This is a genomic window from Pseudomonas putida (assembly GCF_022627325.1).
Classification (GTDB): Bacteria; Pseudomonadota; Gammaproteobacteria; order Pseudomonadales; family Pseudomonadaceae; genus Aquipseudomonas; species Aquipseudomonas putida_X.
The window spans coordinates 221,602-241,639 of the sequence record NZ_JAETZZ010000006.1 but is presented as its reverse complement, the minus strand read 5'-3'; the positions used below and the strand labels follow the sequence as shown (position 1 = coordinate 241,639).

16 protein-coding genes are annotated in these 20,038 nt (G+C 61.3%); 10 read left to right on the top strand and 6 right to left on the bottom strand.

The features are described 5' to 3' along the window. Positions 1-119: 119 nt before the first annotated feature. Complete coding sequence (locus JNA92_RS12095; RefSeq protein ID WP_241804874.1) at positions 120-1,094, bottom strand: flagellar protein MotY; 975 nt, start codon at positions 1,092-1,094, stop codon at positions 120-122. 130 nt (positions 1,095-1,224) lie between these two features. Here JNA92_RS12095 and pyrC point away from each other — a divergent pair, with 130 nt between their 5' ends. Further along, entirely contained in the window at positions 1,225-2,271 is a 1,047-nt protein-coding gene (gene pyrC / locus JNA92_RS12090) for a dihydroorotase (RefSeq protein ID WP_241804873.1), read from the top strand. Between the two features lie 59 nt (positions 2,272-2,330). Next, positions 2,331-2,942: a ribonuclease T gene (rnt, locus tag JNA92_RS12085; RefSeq protein ID WP_372490474.1), complete on the top strand. Its 612-nt coding sequence runs from the start codon at positions 2,331-2,333 to the stop codon at positions 2,940-2,942. A 155-nt stretch (positions 2,943-3,097) separates the two neighbouring features. Here rnt and JNA92_RS12080 read toward each other — a convergent pair whose 3' ends face one another. After that, the gene (locus JNA92_RS12080) at positions 3,098-3,700 is read right to left on the bottom strand and encodes a peroxiredoxin (protein ID WP_012273884.1); all 603 of its coding nucleotides are present in this window, start codon (positions 3,698-3,700) and stop codon (positions 3,098-3,100) included. Positions 3,701-3,913: 213 nt separating this feature from the next. Between JNA92_RS12080 and JNA92_RS12075 the strand changes: the two genes are divergently transcribed. Beyond that, positions 3,914-4,135: a bacterioferritin-associated ferredoxin gene (locus JNA92_RS12075; RefSeq protein WP_039601808.1), complete on the top strand. Its 222-nt coding sequence runs from the start codon at positions 3,914-3,916 to the stop codon at positions 4,133-4,135. Positions 4,136-4,334: 199 nt separating this feature from the next. Then, positions 4,335-4,808, top strand: a complete 474-nt coding sequence (gene bfr / locus JNA92_RS12070; RefSeq protein WP_241804871.1) for a bacterioferritin — start codon at positions 4,335-4,337, stop codon at positions 4,806-4,808. 57 nt (positions 4,809-4,865) lie between these two features. Here the strand turns inward: bfr and grxD are convergent, their stop codons facing one another. Together grxD and JNA92_RS12060 are read right to left on the bottom strand one after the other, a co-directional pair. Then, on the bottom strand, positions 4,866-5,201 hold the full coding sequence (gene grxD, locus JNA92_RS12065; protein ID WP_241804870.1) for a Grx4 family monothiol glutaredoxin: 336 nt from the start codon (positions 5,199-5,201) through the stop codon (positions 4,866-4,868). A gap of 91 nt (positions 5,202-5,292) precedes the next feature. Continuing rightward, a complete protein-coding gene (locus JNA92_RS12060; RefSeq protein WP_241804869.1) occupies positions 5,293-7,401 on the bottom strand; it encodes a molybdopterin oxidoreductase family protein in 2,109 nt (702 codons plus the stop codon). A 363-nt stretch (positions 7,402-7,764) separates the two neighbouring features. On the opposite strand from JNA92_RS12060, the gene argF reads away from it, so the two are divergent. Together argF and JNA92_RS12050 are read left to right on the top strand one after the other, a co-directional pair. Next, positions 7,765-8,685: an ornithine carbamoyltransferase gene (argF, locus tag JNA92_RS12055; RefSeq protein ID WP_046787764.1), complete on the top strand. Its 921-nt coding sequence runs from the start codon at positions 7,765-7,767 to the stop codon at positions 8,683-8,685. After that, positions 8,682-9,791, top strand: coding sequence for an ABC transporter ATP-binding protein (locus JNA92_RS12050; RefSeq protein ID WP_241804868.1), 1,110 nt, complete (start codon positions 8,682-8,684; stop codon positions 9,789-9,791). Before argF ends, JNA92_RS12050 begins: the two co-directional genes overlap by 4 nt. Before the next feature lie 45 nt (positions 9,792-9,836). Here JNA92_RS12050 and ybaK read toward each other — a convergent pair whose 3' ends face one another. Continuing rightward, the gene (gene ybaK, locus JNA92_RS12045) at positions 9,837-10,307 is read right to left on the bottom strand and encodes a Cys-tRNA(Pro) deacylase (protein ID WP_241804867.1); all 471 of its coding nucleotides are present in this window, start codon (positions 10,305-10,307) and stop codon (positions 9,837-9,839) included. Positions 10,308-10,607: 300 nt separating this feature from the next. Here ybaK and JNA92_RS12040 point away from each other — a divergent pair, with 300 nt between their 5' ends. From JNA92_RS12040 to glpD, 4 genes are all read left to right on the top strand, one after another. Beyond that, positions 10,608-11,459 (top strand): MIP/aquaporin family protein, encoded by an 852-nt coding sequence (locus JNA92_RS12040; RefSeq protein WP_241804866.1) that lies wholly within the window; start codon positions 10,608-10,610, stop codon positions 11,457-11,459. Positions 11,460-11,500: 41 nt separating this feature from the next. Then, positions 11,501-13,000 (top strand): glycerol kinase GlpK, encoded by a 1,500-nt coding sequence (gene glpK, locus JNA92_RS12035; RefSeq protein ID WP_241804865.1) that lies wholly within the window; start codon positions 11,501-11,503, stop codon positions 12,998-13,000. 112 nt (positions 13,001-13,112) lie between these two features. Beyond that, positions 13,113-13,868, top strand: a complete 756-nt coding sequence (gene glpR / locus JNA92_RS12030) for a DNA-binding transcriptional repressor GlpR (protein WP_241804864.1) — start codon at positions 13,113-13,115, stop codon at positions 13,866-13,868. A gap of 173 nt (positions 13,869-14,041) precedes the next feature. After that, the gene (gene glpD, locus JNA92_RS12025; RefSeq protein WP_241804863.1) at positions 14,042-15,571 is read left to right on the top strand and encodes a glycerol-3-phosphate dehydrogenase; all 1,530 of its coding nucleotides are present in this window, start codon (positions 14,042-14,044) and stop codon (positions 15,569-15,571) included. Positions 15,572-15,606: 35 nt separating this feature from the next. Here the strand turns inward: glpD and JNA92_RS12020 are convergent, their stop codons facing one another. Beyond that, entirely contained in the window at positions 15,607-19,737 is a 4,131-nt protein-coding gene (locus JNA92_RS12020) for an NEL-type E3 ubiquitin ligase domain-containing protein (protein ID WP_241804862.1), read from the bottom strand. Positions 19,738-20,038: the final 301 nt, after the last annotated feature.

Genomic DNA, 20,038 nt, shown 5'->3' with positions numbered 1-20,038 from the left:
TCCACGGGGTTGTACGGAAAGGGGTCGATTCTACCGGCGTTGCGGATAAATTTACAGTGGCGCGACAGCTTCTGACGACAAAGCGACAGGAACTGTCGACGGGGCGACGCCCTGCAGCGTCAGGACGGTTTCGCGGCGGGCGGGGCAGCAGTAGCGCTGGCCGGGGCTGGCGCAGGCGCGGTCGCGGGTGCGGTTGCCGGGGCCGGTTGCAGGGCAGGTTGGGCGGCCGGCTTTTCGACCGGCGCGACACGATCCAGCTCGATATTGACGCGCCGGTTGCGTGCGCGGTTTGCGGCGCTGTTGTTCTTCACCAGGGGGTAACGTTCGCCATGGAAGCGCACGGTGATCTGCTCCTCCGGCACCCCATGGGCTTTGAAGTAATCAGCAACCGCCAGCGCACGGCGCCGCGAGGTATCACGGTTGGTCAAGCGATTGCCGCTGTTGTCCGAGTGGCCATTGAGCTCGATATGGTTGACCGTCGGATCGGCCTTCAAATACGCCAGGACCACATCCAGTCGCGCGCGCGCCGCCGCATCCAGGTCGATGCCCCCCCCAGGGAACCCCACCTGCGTCTGGCGCACCTGGTCATAGTTCATTGCCAGCATCTTGCCGGCACAGGCCTGGTAATCACTCCACGCTTTGGCAAAACTGACCGGCAGCACACGCACTTCGATCGGCCGCCCCGCCTCCCCGGCGTAGCTTCGCACCACCGTGCTGCGGCCATCGAGCAGCCCGTTGATCAAGCGGCTGGCCTGGCCTTGGGATGAACTGAACAGCACGCCAGTACGCGCCAGCCGCACCGCCCCCAGGTTGATATCGCCACGGCCCGGCTGCCAGGGGGCCGCAGCCGCCAGCAGCGTAGCGGAACCTGCGCCCAGCACAGTACTGCCGGAGCGCAGCTGGAACACTGGCTGCTCACCGGCCCGGCGCACGAACTCACCACTGCCGAAACCATCGATCGGCTGAATCAGGCGGCACTCGAACTGATCACCCTCGACTTTCCAGGCGATGTTTTCCATGCGGGTCTGGAAGGTCAATGCGCCGGCCGGCAGGCTGGCGAACAGGGTCAACAGGGCTAGGTAACGCTGGCGCACGGGAGGCTCCACTAATTCTGACGGCTTACAGGCAGGCTATCGGACGCTCGCCGGAAAACTTGATAGCCGTGCTCGGGCGAGGGTTTTCCGGTAGCATTGGGGCCTGAGTTCGACCCGCCTGGAATCCCCAATGTCCGATCGCCTGACCCTCCTGCGTCCCGACGACTGGCACATCCATCTGCGCGATGGTGCCGTCCTGCCCCATACCGTTGGCGATGTGGCGCGTACTTTCGCCCGTGCCATCATCATGCCCAACCTGGTTCCACCGGTACGCACTGCCGACGAAGCCGGGGCCTACCGTGAGCGCATCCTCAATGCCCGCCCGGCCGGTAGCCGCTTCGAGCCGTTGATGGTGCTGTACCTCACCGACCGCACCAGCCCCGAGGACATCCGCGCGGCCAAGGCCAGCGGCATCGTGTACGCCGCCAAGCTGTACCCGGCCGGCGCCACCACCAACTCCGATTCCGGCGTAACCAGCATCGACAATATCTTCCCGGCCATCGAAGCGCTGGCTGAAGTCGGCATGCCGTTGCTGGTGCATGGTGAAGTGACCCGTAGCGAGATCGACGTGTTCGACCGCGAAAAACGCTTCATCGACGAACACATGCGTCGCCTGGTCGAGCGCTTCCCCACGCTGAAAGTGGTGTTCGAGCACATCACCACCGCCGATGCAGCGCAATTCGTCACCGAGGCCCCCGCCAACGTCGGGGCGACCATCACCGCACAGCATCTGTTGTACAACCGCAACCACATGCTGGTCGGCGGCATTCGACCGCACTTCTACTGCCTGCCGATCCTCAAGCGCAACACCCATCAGGTGGCGCTGCTGGACGCGGCTACCAGTGGCAACCCGAAGTTCTTCCTCGGCACTGACTCGGCACCCCACGCCCGCCACGCCAAGGAAGCTGCCTGTGGTTGTGCCGGTTGCTACACCGCCTATGCGGCCATCGAGATGTACGCCGAAGCTTTCGAACAGCGTCATGCGCTGGACAAGCTGGAAGGTTTCGCCAGCCTGCATGGCCCGGCCTTCTATGGCCTGCCAGCGAATACCGACACCATTACCCTGGTCCGTGAAGAATGGACGGCCCCGGACAGCCTGCCGTTTGGCGATCAGACGGTGATCCCGCTGCGCGCCGGTGAAAAACTGCGTTGGCGCCTGCTGGAGGACAACGCGTGAGCGAAGACCTCTACGAAGACGACCAGGACGGGCAAGCCGGCAGCGGCTCGCGCCACCCGATGGCCGAGCGCTTCCGTGGCTATTTGCCAGTAGTGGTGGATGTGGAGACTGGCGGTTTCAACAGCGCCACCGATGCCCTGCTGGAAATCGCTGCGGTAACCATCGGTATGGACGAGAAAGGTTTCCTGTTCCCGGAGCACACTTACTTCTACCGTGTGGAGCCGTTCGAGGGGGCCAATATCGAGGCTGCCGCGCTGGAGTTCACCGGTATCAAGCTGGACCACCCGCTGCGCATGGCGGTGAGCGAAGACAGCGCGCTGACCGACATCTTTCGCGGCGTGCGCAAGGCATTGAAGGCCAATGGCTGCAAGCGGGCGATCCTGGTCGGCCACAACAGCAGCTTCGACCTGGGTTTCCTCAATGCCGCGGTAGCGCGCAACGATCTGAAGCGCAACCCGTTCCACCCGTTCTCCAGCTTCGACACCGCGACCCTGGCTGGCCTGGCGTACGGCCAGACCGTGCTGGCAAGGGCCTGCCAGAGCGCTGACATCGACTTCGACGGCCGTGAGGCGCACTCGGCACGTTACGACACCGAGAAGACCGCCGAACTCTTCTGCGGCATCGTCAACCGCTGGAAAGAGATGGGCGGCTGGCGCGATTTCAACGATTGAAGTGGAGCGGCAAGCTACAAGCTGCAAGCTGCAAGAAAGAGCCAAAGCAGTACGCGGATCGCTCTGGCTTTTGCTTGAAGCTTGCAGCTTGCAGCTTGCAGCTTGAAGCCAAAAAAAACCGGCCACGAAGGCCGGTTTTTTTTGGCGCTCAGCAATTACAGCTTGCCAGCGTTCTCGCTCAGGTATGCAGCGACGCCTTCTGGCGAAGCGTTCATGCCCTTGTCGCCTTTTTTCCAGTTGGCCGGGCAGACTTCGCCGTGCTCTTCGTGGAATTGCAGGGCATCGACCAGACGCAGCAGCTCGTCCATGTTACGGCCCAGCGGCAGGTCATTGATGATCTGCGAACGGACGACACCGTTGGTATCGATCAGGAAAGCGCCACGGAAAGCCACGCCGCCTTCGGACTCAACGTCGTAGGCCTTGCAGATTTCGTGGGTCATGTCGGCTGCCAGGGTGTACTTGACCTGGCCGATACCGCCATTGTTGACCGGGGTGTTACGCCAGGCATTGTGGGTGAAGTGCGAATCGATCGAAACGCCGATCACTTCAACGTTGCGGGCCTGGAAGTCCGGAATGCGGTTGTCCAGGGCAATCAGCTCGGACGGGCATACGAAGGTGAAGTCCAGTGGGTAGAAGAACACCAGGCCGTACTTGCCCTTGATGGCCGAGGCCAGGTTGAAGCTGTCGACGATTTCGCCATTGCCCAGTACAGCCGGGACGGTGAAGTCGGGGGCTTTTTTGCCAACGAGTACGCTCATTGTAATCTCCAGATGAGGGTGAAGAACCGTTTGCCAGGCCAAGGCGGGCTTGCCCGACATCCAACAAAGGCCGACCATCATACACGGCTTCCGCTGACAGGCCGAATCCAACCGCCGGTCGCTCAAGCACGGCACTTACAGAAAGTGTTTTGACAAGCATTCTCATTACCATTACTCTCCACCCATCGACTCAACCAGCGATGGTCCGACTTTATGTATGTGTGTCTTTGTGTCGGCGTGACCGACGGACAGATCCGCGATGCGATCTATGAAGGATGCTGCAGCTACAAGGACGTCAGAGCCGCGACCAATGTCGCCAGCCAATGTGGCAAATGCGCCTGCCTGGCCAAGCAGGTCGTCCGCGAGACCCTGACCGAGCTTCAGGTGAGCCAGCAAGCCGCCCTGCCCTATCCGGTGGAATTTACCGCCGCCTGATATCGCCCAATTCGAAGAACCGGACCTCGTGTCCGGTTTTTTTATGCCTAAAATTCAATAAGTTAGCGCCCCAACGCGGTTCACAAACATTCTTATTCCTATTAATTTTCACTTATTATTCAAGAACTTAGGTTTGACAGCCCTAAGTATCAGGCTCAAACTTCGCTGTATTGGCACACTTCTAGGGCAGGAACCCGCAATGAAAGGCGACGTAAGCGTCATCCAGCATCTCAACAAGATCCTCGGAAACGAGCTGGTCGCGATCAACCAGTACTTCCTGCACGCACGCATGTACGAAGATTGGGGCCTGAACAAGCTCGGCAAGCATGAGTACAAAGAATCCATCGATGAGATGAAACACGCTGACAAGTTGATCAAGCGTATTCTCTTCCTCGAAGGCATCCCTAACGTTCAGGACCTGGGCAAGCTGCTGATCGGCGAGCACACCAAGGAAATGCTCGAGTGCGACCTGAAGATCGAGCAGAAAGGCCTGATCGATCTCAAAGCCGCCATCGCCCACTGCGAAACCGTCGGTGACTTCGGCTCGCGTGAACTGCTTGAAGACATCCTCGAGTCCGAGGAAGAACACATTGACTGGCTGGAAACTCAATTGAGCCTGATCGACAAGATCACCCTCGAGAACTACCTGCAGTCGCAGATGGGCGAAGAATAAATTCCAGCCCCATAAAAAAACCCGCCATGAGCGGGTTTTTTCATGCTTGCCGGAAGATCAGGCTTCGGAAGCCTTGGCCTTGGCAGCGGCGTCCTTGATCAGTGCTTGAAGCTCACCGTTCTCGAACATCTCCAACATGATGTCGCTGCCGCCGACCAGCTCGCCAGCTACCCACAGTTGCGGGAAGGTCGGCCAGTTGGCGTACTTGGGCAGATTGGCGCGGATTTCCGGGTTCTGCAGGATATCCACGTAAGCAAACTTTTCGCCACAACCCATCACAGCTTGCGATGCCTTGGCCGAGAACCCGCATTGCGGGGCATTCGGCGAGCCCTTCATGTAAAGCAGAATGGTGTTGTTGGCAATCTGCTCTTTGATCGTTTCGATGATATCCATGGAACACCTCGTCTGAACTTTCCGACTCGATGGTCGGCACGGTGACGCATTGTATCGGAAACCTGAGCCTTGTGCTCGGCCTTGCCGGTGCTCAGGCGGCACTCACTTGCACGGGTACGCCATTGAGCGCCGCATTTCCGGACACAGCATCACGCAGGCGCTCATCGGTCAGGTCATTGGCACTGATGCCGGGTTGCGCCTGGGCGATCTGCAGATTGATGCCCTGGCGGCCATGACCGAAGCCATGGGGCAGGCTGACCACGCCAGGCATGATGTCCTCACAGGCCTGCACCTCGACTTCCAGGTCACCGGTGCGCGAGCGGATACGCACCCGCTGGCCATCCTCCAACTGCCGCTGACGCATGTCCTGGGGATGCATCAGCAACTGATGGCGTGGCTTACCTTTGACCAGGCGATGGTAGTTGTGCATCCATGAGTTGTTGCTGCGTACATGACGACGACCAATGAGCAGTAAATCACCCGCGGCCGTCGGCACGCATTCAGCCAAGCGGCGCAAGTCATCCAGCACAACCTGGGGCGCCGCTTCCACGGCTTTGCTGGCCGTTGCCAGACGCCCTCGCAGGTTAGCGCCCAGGGGGCCCAGATCGAGGCCATGCGGGTATTGATCAAGCGTTTCGACGGAAAGCTTGCGGGGACTTTCGTCGCCATAGCGGCCCTTGCGCAACGCCAGGTCGATCATCTGCGCAGGTGCGAGGGTCGGTTTCAGCTCCTGGTCTGCGCGCTTGGCAAAGGCTTGCGCCAGGCCTACGAATATTTCCCAGTCGTGCAACGCGCCTGCAGGCTTGGCCAGTATGGCCCGGTTGAAGCGGGTGACATTGCGCACAGCCAACAGGTTGAAGGTGCTGTCGTAATGGTCGTTTTCCAGTGCCGAGGTAGACGGCAGGATCAGGTCAGCGTGGCGGGTCGTCTCGTTGATGTACAGGTCGATGCTGAGCATGAACTCCAGCCCCTGCAGCGCCGCGTCCAACTGCCTGCCATTGGGTGTAGACAGCACCGGGTTACCGGCCACGGTGATCAGGGCCCGCACCTGCCCCTCGCCCGGCGTGAGCATTTCCTCGGCCAAGGCCGCCACGGGCAGTTCACCACCGTACTCGGGCAACCCCGATACGCGGCTCTGCCAGGCATTGAAATGCCCGCCCGAGGTACTGGCCACCAGGTCCACGGCAGGCTCGGTGCACAGTGCACCACCTTGACGATCCAAGTTGCCGGTTACCAGATTGATCACTTGCACCAGCCAATGGCACAGGGTGCCGAACGCCTGTGTCGATACACCCATGCGGCCATAGCAGACCGCCTTGTCCGCAGCGGCGAAATCCCGCGCCAGCTGGCGAATGCTGGCAGCGTCGATGCCGCACTGGGCGCTCATGGCCTCGGCGGTGAACGGCTGGATCGCCGTGCGCACCTGCTCCAGGCCGTTGACCGGCAGATGCGAACCTCTCGCCAGGCCTTCGTCGAAGAGGGTGTTGAGCAAAGCGCAGAGCAACGCCGCATCGCCGCCGGGGCGCACGAACAGGTGCTGGCTTGCGATGGCCGCAGTTTCACTGCGCCGCGGGTCCACCACCACCAGTTGCCCGCCTCTGGCTTTCAAGGCCTTGAGGCGCTTCTCCACATCCGGCACGGTCATGATGCTGCCATTGGAGGCCAACGGGTTGCCACCGAGGATCAGCATGAAATCGGTGTGATCGATGTCAGGGACCGGCAACAGCAGGCCGTGGCCGTACATAAGGTAACTGGTCAGGTGCTGCGGTAACTGGTCCACCGAAGTTGCGGAGAAACGGTTACGCGTCTTGAGTAGCCCCAGAAAGTAGTTGCTGTGGGTCATCAAGCCATAGTTGTGCACGCTCGGGTTGCCTTGGTAAACCGCCACGGCGTTGCGCCCATGCGCCTGCTGTATCGACCACAGCTTGTCGGCGGCCAGGGCAAAAGCCTCCTCCCAACTGATGGCCTGCCACTGGCCCGCCACCCGTCGATGCGGTTGGCGCAGGCGGTCCGGGTCATCCTGGATATCCTGCAGCGCCACGGCCTTTGGGCAGATGTGGCCACGGCTGAACGGGTCCTGGGGATCGCCCTTGATCGCGCTGATGCGCGCGCTCCCGTCGTTTTCGTGGCTCACCTCGATGTTCAGCCCGCAGATCGCCTCACACAGGTGGCAGGCACGGTGGTGCAGGGTCTTGGTCATGGCTGCCTCTGCCTCGCAATTATCGAACCTCGACTATGGCCCCCCCGCCCGGCACCCTGCCAGCGCGCTTCGCCGTGTGAATCTACCGACATCAGGCGCACGATTTGCGACAGCCATTTGCCAAATTGCCAGCAAGCCGTGTAAAACCTGTGTAGCAAATAAAAAACAGCGCAGGCTCAAGGGGTAATGACACCCTTTGCAACAGAGCCGCTGTTACCCCTCTTGGTTTCAGGCGACATTTAATTATAGTATTGCGCCTTTCCCGATTTCGTCCGCCCCGTGCGGCTTACGCCGCAGGTCACTCCCGTTGTCAAAAAAACCATACGGTCGACCTGCATACCGTTGCAGATAAGGTAGTCAATCATGAGCGCTAGGCACTTTCTCTCCCTGCTGGATTTCACCACCGACGAATTGCTCGGTGTGATCCGCCGAGGCATCGAGCTGAAGGACCTGCGCAAGCGCGGCGTGCTGTTCGAACCGCTGAAAAATCGTGTGCTGGGCATGATCTTCGAGAAATCCTCCACCCGGACCCGGGTGTCGTTCGAAGCCGGCATGATCCAGCTCGGCGGCCAGGCCATCTTCCTGTCGCCACGCGACACCCAGCTGGGCCGGGGCGAGCCGATCAGCGACAGCGCCATCGTGCTGTCGAGCATGGTCGATGCGGTGATGATCCGCACCCACGCGCACAGCACCCTCACCGAATTCGCCGCCAATTCGCGTGTACCGCTGATCAATGGCCTGTCCGATGAGTCGCACCCCTGCCAATTGCTGGCCGACATGCAGACGTTCCACGAGCACCGTGGCGCCATCCAAGGCAAGACCGTGGCCTGGATCGGCGATGGTTTCAATATGTGCAACTCATACATCGAGGCCGCCCGGCAGTTCGATTTCCAGTTGCGTATCGCCTGCCCGGAGGGTTATGACCCGGACCCACGCTTCATGGCACTGGGCGCAGATCGCGTGCAGATCATCCGAGATCCGCGTGAAGCCGTACGTGGCGCGCATCTGGTGACCACCGATGTCTGGACTTCCATGGGCCAAGAAGAGGAAACTGCACGGCGTCTGGCGCATTTCGCGCCTTACCAGGTCACCCGCGAACTGCTTGACCTGGCGGCACCCGATGCCCTGTTCATGCACTGCCTGCCCGCCCATCGCGGCGAGGAAATCAGCCATGACCTGCTCGACGACCCCCGTTCGGTCGCGTGGGACCAGGCTGAAAACCGCCTGCATGCACAGAAGGCCCTTCTCGAATTCCTTGTCGAACCGGCTTACCACCACGCATGAGTCAACCCCTACTGCTCAACCTGCGCAACCTCGCCTGCGGCTACGGCGACCAGCGCATCGTCCAGAACCTCAACCTGCACCTGAACGCAGGCGACATTGGTTGCCTGCTGGGTTCGTCGGGGTGCGGCAAGACCACCACCTTGCGCGCCATCGCCGGCTTCGAGCCGGTCCACGAAGGTGAGATCCAGCTGGCGGGCGAAGTGATTTCCCGCGCCGGTTTCACCCTGTCCCCGGAGAAGCGCCGCATAGGCATGGTGTTCCAGGACTATGCGCTGTTCCCCCACCTGACCGTGGCGCAAAACATTGCCTTCGGCATCGCCAAGCACCCCGCCCAGGGGCAGGTGGTCGAGGAAATGCTCGACCTGGTCAAGCTCGGTGGGCTCGGCGGGCGGTATCCACACGAGCTCTCTGGTGGCCAGCAACAGCGCGTGGCCCTGGCCCGCGCGCTGGCCCCCGAGCCGCAATTGCTGCTGCTCGACGAGCCGTTCTCCAACCTGGACGTCGAATTGCGCAGGCGCCTGAGCCACGAGGTCCGTGACATCCTCAAAAGCCGCGGTACCAGCGCGATTCTGGTGACCCATGACCAGGAAGAAGCCTTCGCGGTCAGCGACCATGTGGGTGTGTTCAAGGAAGGCCGGCTGGAGCAGTGGGACACGCCCTACAACCTCTACCATGAGCCGCAGACGCCATTCGTCGCCAGCTTCATCGGCCAGGGTTATTTCATACGTGGCCAGATGAGCAGCCATGAGTCAGTCAACACCGAGCTCGGTGAGCTGCGGGGTAACCGCGCCTACATCATGGCGCCCGGCAGCTCGGTAGACGTGCTGCTGCGCCCTGACGATATCGTCCCGGACGCGAACAGCGCACTGCGCGCGAGCATCGTGGGCAAGAGCTTCCTGGGTGCATCGACGCTGTACCGGCTGCAGTTGCCGACAGGCAGCCAGCTGGAAGCGATCTTCCCCAGCCATGTCGATCACCAGGTAGGCGAGCAGGTCGGCATTAGCGTGAAAGCTGACCACTTGGTGCTGTTCCCGGTCCCTGGCAGTGTCGCGGCGCAGTTGCCACGGCAGGAAAACGGGGTGCGTCGCTACAGCTCAGCGACCTGATTCGGCGATTCGGCCAAGGGGCTGCAAGGCGGCCCCTTGCGCGGGTCAACCCCGGCCGATACTGGCGAAGGTGCCTTGGGTGTGCTCGGCCAGTACAGCGGCAGCCAGTTCGACTTCCAATCCCCGCCGCCCCGCACTGACATGGATAGTTGCAAAACGCTGCGCCGATTCGTCGATGAAGGTGCGCAGACGCTTTTTCTGCCCCAGCGGGCTGATGCCACCCACCAGGTAGCCAGTGGCACGCTGAGCTGCCATGGGGTCAGCCATCTCGCATTTTTTCACGCCGGCGGCGTGAGCTAGCGCCTTGAGGTCCAGCGTTCCCACAACAGGCACTACAGCCACCAGCAACTCACCCTTCTCACTGCTGGCCAACAAGGTCTTGAACACCTGCTGCGGTTCCAGCCCCAGTTTTTCAGCCGCCTCCAGCCCATAAGACGCCGACTTGGGATCGTGTTCGTAACTGTGCACGCGATGTGGCGCGCGCGTTTTTTTCAGAAGATCGAGGGCCGGGGTCATGCAGTGCTCCGCTCCGAGACAATTCGGCGGCTACTTTAGGGCAAATCCTACACTCCAGCCAGTTAGCAACTGACACGCCGCTCTAGCTTGGGATTCACGACCGCATTCAACGCTCAGATCGTGACTGATCGTTCACTTTCGACCTTTGACATAAGCGTTTCTTGTCTATATTTTTTCGTTTCTGAATAAATGGTGCACTTTTTAAGTGCATTCCTACCTGTGCCCGGGGTCAATGGGGATGGACGCCGGACTTTGCTGTCGAGCGCTTAGCGCCTCACAACAAAAACAAAGAGGTCATACATGACGACTGCTCTACGCGAACCTACGCTGTCCAGCCAATGCCTGGCCGAATTCCTCGGCACGGCACTGCTCATCTTTTTCGGCACAGGGTGCGTCGCCGCCCTCAAGGTCGCGGGCGCCAGCTTTGGCCTGTGGGAAATCAGCATCATCTGGGGCGTCGGCGTGAGCATGGCGATCTACTTCACCGCCGGCATCTCTGGTGCGCACCTGAACCCGGCCGTGAGCATCGCCCTTACCCTGTTCGCAAGCTTCGACAAACGCAAACTGCCGTTCTACATGCTGGCCCAGGTTTGTGGCGCCTTCTGCGGCGCAGCGCTGGTCTATACCCTGTACAGCAATCTGTTCTTCGATTTCGAACAAGCCCACGCCATGCTGCGCGGCAGTCACGAAAGCCTGGAGCTGGCGGCGGTGTTCTCCACCTACCCGCACCCATCGCTTTCCACCGCACAAGCGTTTCTGGTCGAAGTGGTGATCACTGCAATCCTGATGGCGGTCATCATGGCCCTGACCGACGACAACAACGGCTTGCCCCGTGGTGCGATGGCGCCGCTGCTGATCGGCCTGTTGATCGCCGTGATCGGTAGCGCCATGGGCCCGCTGACCGGCTTCGCGATGAACCCGGCCCGCGATTTCGGGCCCAAACTGATGACCTTCCTGGCCGGCTGGGGCGAAATCGCCTTCACTGGCGGTCGGGACATCCCTTATTTCCTGGTTCCGGTGTTCGCGCCGATCTTCGGTGCCTGCCTGGGTGCTGCGACCTATCGTGGCGTGATCGCCCGCAACCTGCCGACGGCTCAATGCGCGGACCCAGAGACAAACGGTAATCGCCAGGGCGATACTCAAGCCAACTGATGCTGGCGCCCTGACCTCCTCATTTTGCAAGGCCTATGACCATGACAGATACCCAGGACAAGAACTACATCATCGCCTTGGACCAGGGCACCACCAGCTCGCGGGCGATCATCTTCGACCGTGACGCCAATGTGGTTGGCACCTCCCAGCGCGAGTTCGCCCAGCATTATCCGCAAGCCGGCTGGGTCGAACATGACCCGATGGAGATCTTCGCCACACAAAGCGCGACCATGGTCGAAGCCTTGGCGCAGGCCGGCATCAGCCATGCCCAGGTCGCCGCATTGGGCATCACCAACCAACGTGAAACCACCGTGGTGTGGGACAAGGAAACCGGGCGCCCGGTTTACAACGCCATCGTCTGGCAGTGCCGCCGCAGCACAGAGATCTGCGCACAACTCAAGCGCGACGGGCATGAACGATACATTCGCGAGACCACCGGCCTGGTCACCGATCCGTACTTCTCCGGCACCAAGCTCAAGTGGATCCTCGACAATGTAGAGGGCGTACGTGAGCGGGCCGAACGCGGCGAGCTGTTGTTCGGCACCGTGGATACCTGGCTTATCTGGAAGTTTTCCGGCGGCAAGGTGCATGTCACCGACTACACCAACGCTTCGCGCACACTGATGTTCAACATCCACAGCCTGCAGTGGGATGACACGCTGCTCGAAATTCTCGGCATCCCGCGCCAGATGCTGCCCCAGGTGCGCCCGTCTTCCGAAGTCTACGGCCACACCAAGAGCGGCATCGCCATCGCCGGTATCGCCGGTGACCAGCAGTCAGCGCTGTTCGGCCAGATGTGCGTGGAACCCGGCCAGGCCAAGAACACCTATGGCACGGGTTGCTTCCTGCTGATGAACACCGGCGACAAAGCCGTAACCTCGTCCCACGGCCTGCTCACCACCATTGCCTGCGGACCACGAGGCGAAGTGGCCTATGCCCTGGAAGGCGCTGTGTTCAACGGCGGCTCGACCGTGCAATGGCTGCGCGACGAACTGAAGATCGTAAACGATGCCCTGGACACCGAGTACTTCGCCAGCAAGGTCAAGGACAGCAACGGGGTTTACCTGGTGCCCGCCTTCACGGGCCTGGGCGCACCGTACTGGGACCCTTACGCCCGCGGCGCGCTGTTCGGCCTGACCCGTGGGGTGAAAGTCGACCACATCATCCGCGCGGCATTGGAGTCGATCGCCTATCAGACCCGCGACGTGCTCGACGCCATGCAGCAGGACTGCGGCCAACGCCTTTCCGAGTTGCGCGTCGACGGTGGCGCGGTGGCCAACAATTTCCTCATGCAGTTTCAGGCCGACATCCTCGGCACCTGCGTAGAGCGCCCGAAGATGCGTGAAACCACAGCCCTTGGCGCCGCTTACCTGGCGGGCCTGGCCTGTGGTTTCTGGAGTGGCCTGGACGAGTTGCGTGACAAGGCAATCATCGAGCGCGAATTCAGCCCGCAGCTTGAGCAAGCGCAGAAGGAAAAACTGTACGCCGGCTGGCGCAAAGCCGTCGAGCGCACCCGCGACTGGGAAGATCACGAGGCCTGATCACGCTGGACAGGGGCTGCTTCGCGGCCCCGCCATGCCATGGCCTACTGGCCGTAGTCTGTTTCCTACGGCATCATTGCAGAATTTGTCCGGCAGCCCATAAGGACCGCCCATGAATCTGCCCCCACGCCAACAACAAATCCTCGAGCTGGTCCGCGAACGCGGCTACGTCAGCATCGAGGAAATGGCGCAGTTATTCGTCGTCACTCCGCAAACCATCCGTCGCGACATCAACCAGCTCGCTGAGCTCAATCTGCTGCGCCGCTACCACGGTGGCGCAGCCTATGATTCGAGTATCGAGAACACTGCTTACGCCATGCGTGCCGACCAGATGCGTGACGAAAAACAGCGCATTGCCGATGCCGTGGCCCGGCAAATTCCCGATCATGCTTCGCTGTTCATCAATATCGGCACCACCACCGAGTCGATTGCCCGGGCGCTGCTCAACCACAGCCACTTGAAGGTCATCACCAATAACCTGCACGTGGCCGCGATCCTGGCAGCCAAGGATGATTTCGAAGTCTTGGTCGCAGGTGGCACCGTACGCCGTGACGGTGGCGTGGTCGGCCAGGCCAGCGTCGACTTCATCAGCCAGTTCAAGGTCGACTTCGCCTTGGTCGGCATCAGCGGTATCGATGAAGACGGCAGCCTGCTGGATTTCGACTACCAGGAGGTACGCGTGTCTCAGGCGATCATCGCCAACGCCCGCCAGGTCATCCTGGCGGCGGACTCCAGCAAATTCGGGCGTAACGCCATGGTACGCCTGGGCTCGATCAGCCTGGTCGACTGCCTGGTGACCGACCAGCCGCCATCGCCTGCATTGAGTGAATTGCTCAACCAGAACAAGATCCGCCTCGACGTGGTGTGAAACGCAAGCGGGCCCGGAAGGGCTCGTAATTTTCGATATTGTTCACTTTCTTGCCATCCGATCAGTTTTTTCTATAAACAGTGACTGGCGATGGGCGTTCTGTTGCGCTAGTATTTTCGGAAACGAACATTAATGTTCATATTCGATGTGAACAGCCCCAGGAGGCCTTGCCCGTGTCCCAGCCCGTTTCGTCCCAGCCCCTACTTGCCGATTGCTATGACCTTGCCGTGATCGGCGGTGGCATCAACGGCGTGGGCATTGCTGCCGACGCCGCAGGGCGTGGCCTGAAGGTCTTCCTCTGCGAGAAGGACGACTTGGCCCAGCACACCTCGTCGGCCAGCAGCAAGCTGATCCATGGCGGCCTGCGTTACCTGGAACACTATGAATTCCGCCTTGTACGGGAGGCCCTGGCCGAGCGCGAAGTGCTGTTGGCCAAGGCACCGCACATCGTCAAACCGATGCGCTTCGTGCTGCCGCACCGCCCGCACCTGCGCCCGGCGTGGATGATCCGTGCCGGCCTGTTCCTTTACGATCACCTGGGCAAACGCAAGCGTCTGGGTGCCTCGCGCAGCCTGCACTTCGGCCCGGGCTACCCGCTCAAACCGGCGATCACCCGCGGTTTCGAATATGCCGACTGCGCGGTCGACGACGCCCGCCTGGTGGTGGTCAACGCCATGGCTGCACGCGAACATGGCGCGCACATTCGTACCCGCACCCGCTGCCTGCGCGCAGAACGTGTCGACGGCCTGTGGCAGGTAGAGCTGCAGCATGCCGACGGCAGCCTGCAGACCATTCGCGCGCGCGCCTTGGTCAACGCCGCCGGTCCGTGGGTCGCCCGGTTCATCAAGGATGACCTCAAGCTCACTGCGCCGTACGGCATTCGACTGATCCAGGGCAGCCACCTCATCGTGCCGCGCCTGTACGAAGGGGATCATGCCTACATCCTGCAGAACGAGGACCAACGGATTGTATTCTGCATCCCGTACCTGGACCGCTTCACCCTGGTCGGCACCACCGACCGCGAATACAGCGGCGATCCCGCCAAGGTAGCGATCACCGAGCAGGAAACCGGCTATCTGCTCGACGTGGTCAACGCTCATTTCAATCATCAGTTGAGCGCCAGCGATATCCTGCACACCTACTCTGGCGTGCGTCCGCTGTGCAACGACGAATCGGACAACCCGTCGGCAGTCACCCGTGACTACACCCTGGCACTGTCGGCAACTCAGGGCGAGGCGCCGTTGCTGTCGGTGTTCGGCGGCAAACTGACCACGTACCGCAAGCTTGCCGAGTCGGCCATGGCAGAACTCAAGCCGTTCTTCAGCCAGATGGGCCAGAGCTGGACCGCCAGCTCAGCACTGCCCGGCGGTGAAGGCATGAGCACGCCTCAGGTACTGGTCGACGAACTGCTCGCCCAGCATCCATGGCTTGCCGTGGATATCGCCAAGCGCTGGGCCGTGACCTATGGCAGCCGCACCTGGCAGCTGCTGGAGGGGGTCAACGGCCCTGACGATCTTGGCCAGGCGATCGGCGGTGGTTTGTTCGCCCGTGAAGTCGATTACCTGCGCGATAGCGAGTGGGCCATCAGTGCCCAGGACATCCTCTGGCGGCGGACCAAGCTGGGTTTGTTCACCAGCGAGAGCGAGCAACGCGCATTGGCCGATTACCTTGCGCAAAGCGATGCTCGCAGCGACGCTGCCTGAACCTTGCACGGCGACCGCCAGGCGGTCGCCGGTTCTCAGACTTCCCGCTCGTATGCCTCCCTGGCCAGCTCCAGGTAAAGCGCACGCTCCTCGGCATTGAGCGCTGCCATCAATGCATCGGCACGCTCAAGGTAAAGCTGCTCGCCAGACTCGCCCGTCTCGCGCTCGAAAGCCTCCAACTGCTCATGGTAAGGCGCAGCGAGCGCTTCGAACCGCTCGGCATAGCGATTGCGCACATACCCTTGCCAAAACTCCCGCTGCGCCAGCGCATTGCTCAGTGCCTCGGTACTTTCACCGGCAACAACCTGTGCGCGGGCGCGCAGAATCCGTGTTCCCGTTACACCGCTATGCTCGGGGTAATGCATGTGCTGGGGCTGGGCCGGCAAGCCCAAGGTGTCAGCCAGGTTGACCCGATAGGCAAGGTAAACCTCAATGTCATCCACCGACGCGTAAGGGTTCTGGCGCATCTCCTCGATATGCCGGGTCGCGATACTGTCGACCTGATCCAGGCGATAGAGCGAGCGCCCCAGCCGTAACAAGGTGGCTTCGGCGCGCGCTGTGCCAGCCTCCGCGCTGTGCAAGGCGATGTGGGCCCTGACTTCCAGTTGGCTGAGTATGAGCAGTAACTGATCCTCGCAGGTTCTGGGCCCTTGCACCTGCCAGAAAACGACCTCACGCACATCGGTGTTGTCTGCACAAAGCTCAAGAATCCGCCATACCCTGGCACGGTAGTAGCGCGGGTGGTCACGGAAATCGTCAGACCTGGCAAAATCCGCCAGATACCTGAACAGGTCTGCCGATTGCGGCTCTTCGGTCAACCTCGCCCATAGCGCTCTGCGCTGCTCCAGCACGTCCCCGGTAATGCTGCCCAACCACCGCTCTTGCAGGTTGGCATCGGCGATGGCGTGATGGTAAGAGCTGCGCCGATTCGCGGGGTAGTCACTGCTGGCACTGCGCGAAAGCAATGACTCACTGGCCTCATCCAGCGGGTTGTCGTGTAACGACAGGCGCTGCAATCGACCATTGAGGTTGCGTAGATCATCGGTGACTTGGCGGATCTGGTTTTCACGGAAATCGACAAGCCCCCTCCACGGCAACGCCGAAGCGTCGGGCAACGCTTGCAGCCCTGTAGCGCGCAACGATACTTCGCGCAAGTGGCGCAACCCGGAAAGGTCGGGGACCAGGCCCAGCGGGTTGTAGGTCAGATCCAGCTGCTGCAGCATGGAAAGGCTTGCCAACCGGAGATTGCTCTGAGCATCGAAGGCAATCCGGTTTCCTGCCAGATGCAGCCTGCGCAGAGCGGTCAGGCGCTCCAGGCCTGCCGGCAGGGTGACCAACTGATTGTCCCGCAGGTCGAGCTCACGAACGCCGGTGAACCTGAGCAGGAACTGTTCATCCATGTGGTCGAGGCTCATGTTACGCAACGTCAACCGCTGGACATGAGTGAATTCGACGCCTTCGGGGAGGATCGGCAGGCTGCCCACGAGTTCACCCTCGATATGCAGGCTGAAATCGTCACCTGCCAAGCCTGCCGTCTTGCGCCGCCAGGCCCGGCGGATCTGGCTGGCCACCCGTTGTCGCCTGCGCCCATCCAAGAAGCTCACGCGCTCACGTTGCCAGGCATCCAGCGCGTTGCGCAAGCTATCCAGTTGCCGCTGCAGCGTGCTGAGGTGGTCCCAGAGCCCGATACGGCGCTGCATCAGGTCGCCCAGGTAGGCGTCAAGTTGTGCGTCGGTCAGGGTTGGGAAGATTTCATGTATCCCGCGGCGAATCGCCTGACGGCTACTCTCTCCCCTTCCACTGAGTGCATAACCGAAACGGCCGTCAGCGAAGCGCTGCGGCGGGCGAAAGCGTTCTCCGATCGGCCGCAAGCCCATCAACTGAGCTGTCTTTTGCCGGTCTGCGCTGGCCGCTTGAGCAACCCTGTTGCCCAAAGCACGGGCGTCAACCGAGCCCTCCCCGAGCGCTACTTTCTGGCCCTCCTCAAGTGTCTGAATCAGGCAGGCCAATAACCCTTGGCCAATTATTGGCTGCGGGGCATCACTCAGCTGATAGCCCTGCTCGGTCTGCACAAGGCACCGTACGCGGGTCGCAGTGGTGCTTCCCACCGATGCGAGCAGCCGCCCCTTCGCTTCGCCCAGGCGCAGTTCAATGCGAACCGAAGCCGGCCAGGGCGCGAGTTCGTTGACCCACTTGAGCACCAGGCGCTGAGTGGCATCGTTGACCGCGCCTTGGTGCTCGAACCCCAGCAACGCACGGTCCAGGCGGCTTTCGCGCAAGAGCCAACGGGCGCGCTCGGCCATTTCCAAGGGTATACGGCCAGTGGTGAGCAACGCCTTGACCTGCTCACCACTGGCCTGTTCGAGCACGCTTTCAGCGCCGCGAACGGACAGCCCAGGGAAGACCCTGATCAGCAATGCGCCAGCAGCAGAAGGCTGATCTTGCCGAGCTGCCAGTTCACGCTCCAGGGCGGCCCCCTGCAGGTGCGGCTCAAGGGTATGCAGTTCGTGACGCTCATGGGCATCGAGCAGGCGAGCAGGAGGAGCTTCGCCCTGCAGGTGCACGTTGCGCAGGTGATCCTGCTCTAACCCGGTGACGCGTAGTAGCGTTTCGGCACTTTGGTCTGATATTTGCGCCCAGCGCCCACCTAAGCTGCGCAAAAGTGCCCCTCCACCGTCGATGTGGTGAGCCGAAACGGGCCGATCCGCCAGCCGGTATCGCCCCTCACCCTCGTGCAAGGGGGTAAGTGCATCGACAAAAGGGATGCGCTCAAGCACCCGGCCTACACCTACCTGCGCGGCGCCGATCACCGTGCCGACCGCCAGGTTCTCTGCCACGCCAAACAGGTGATCCAGCGCCCCCTGGCGATCGCCAATGCGCCAGTCGGCATAACCTTTGTAGACTTCGCTGACAACGTCCACCGCTGCCACGGCCATCATCACCTCGCCCAACACCGGAACGAACAGCGCCGCCAGGTTGAGCAGATCGAAGCCAGCACTCTTGAGCACTTCCAGGCGTTGATGTCGCTCGATCGCAGTCTCGTCACCGGTGGGCACTGCCAGGACCCTTGCATCATCGAGTATCTTGTCCACCTGCTGCGCCCGCAGATAGGCGAACAAGGGCATATCGATCGAGAAATTGCGCCCATCCAGATCAACTGGCTGCTTGCCGTCGCTCGCCTGGATCAGCCGTTCGAGGGTTGCCGTGAAGGTCGGTTTATCACGCTCACTGATGAATCGACAGAAAAACGAACGGTAATGGGGTGCACGCAGCTGTTTGGCCAAAGACTGATAGAGGGCGGCCCAGGTGGGGTACCTGGCGATCTGCCGGTAGGGATCCTGTGGTATCCAACTGATGATTCCCGAGAGCGGCCCTGCGGCACTGTCGCGCATCTCGAAGGCCACGGGGCCATGGATGCGTTTGCCCAACAGGTACAGCTGGCGAGGCGTGGCGATGCCTGATGCCGCCGGCACGATAGGTTTGCTTGCGCACACAGGCAACAGACGCAGGTAGTCGACATCGTCCAGCTCGGACTTGATCCTGGCCATGCGCACCGCAACTTCCATCTTCGCGCGCAGATTCTCTTCGAGCACGCGCTCCACCGCCGCGCGGGCAAACCCCTCAGGCGCAGGGGGCCTGCTTTTCGGAAACAGCCGCGCGTGCAACATTTCCTGGTAGCGCCCCCCTATATCCAGCGTTCTGCAACAGCTGGCAAACGCTTCGAATGCCAGCGGCAGCTTGATGCCGTGAACGTCCTGCAGATGGGCACGGCGATGAACCGAGGGACGCGTCTCGGCCTCATGAAAGTTGTGCAACGCCGCCGTCAGCAAAGGCTGCTTGCTAGGTAGCGTCGTCCACGGGGTATGCAGTCGGGGCGCCGCACTGGGCAAAGGCACATCGTTCTCGATGTAGACCTTCATGTTGCGCACGTCTGCGTCGGCCAGGCCACTTTGCCCCAGCGCAGTCTCGAGCAGCGGCGTGGCAAAGGCCTCGATGCTTGGCATCTGCGCCAATAGGTTTCTGACGCCTTCAGCAGCGGCCTGCTGATGACGCAACGCCCGGTACAGGGTCAGAAGCAGATCGACATCGGCAGACTTCAACCAGCCTGGCAACTGGCCGGCGATGAAGGCATCGACGGAATCGGAAGGAATCGCAATAGCGGACACGGTATGAGCTCCTGGTGGTTAGCCAGCGAGCTCATCATGGGTTTCGCGCCCTCAGGTGATACTTAAATCTGGGAGCGGAGCGCGGTGCAAGTAATCGTTCGGATTGCCGAACGCGACTTATCAACTCATTCGGTGTTCCGACCAATCCGTGGTGCAGAAAAACCTTCACAGAGGGTTCATGCCCAGGCTTTGCGCGGGGTTATGATCTGTCACAGGGCTTGGCACGACTCATGCTCTACACTTGGTAGCCGAATGCACTCGCTTCTTGCTGTATTCGTTGAACGAAAGAGTCCGCCAACGG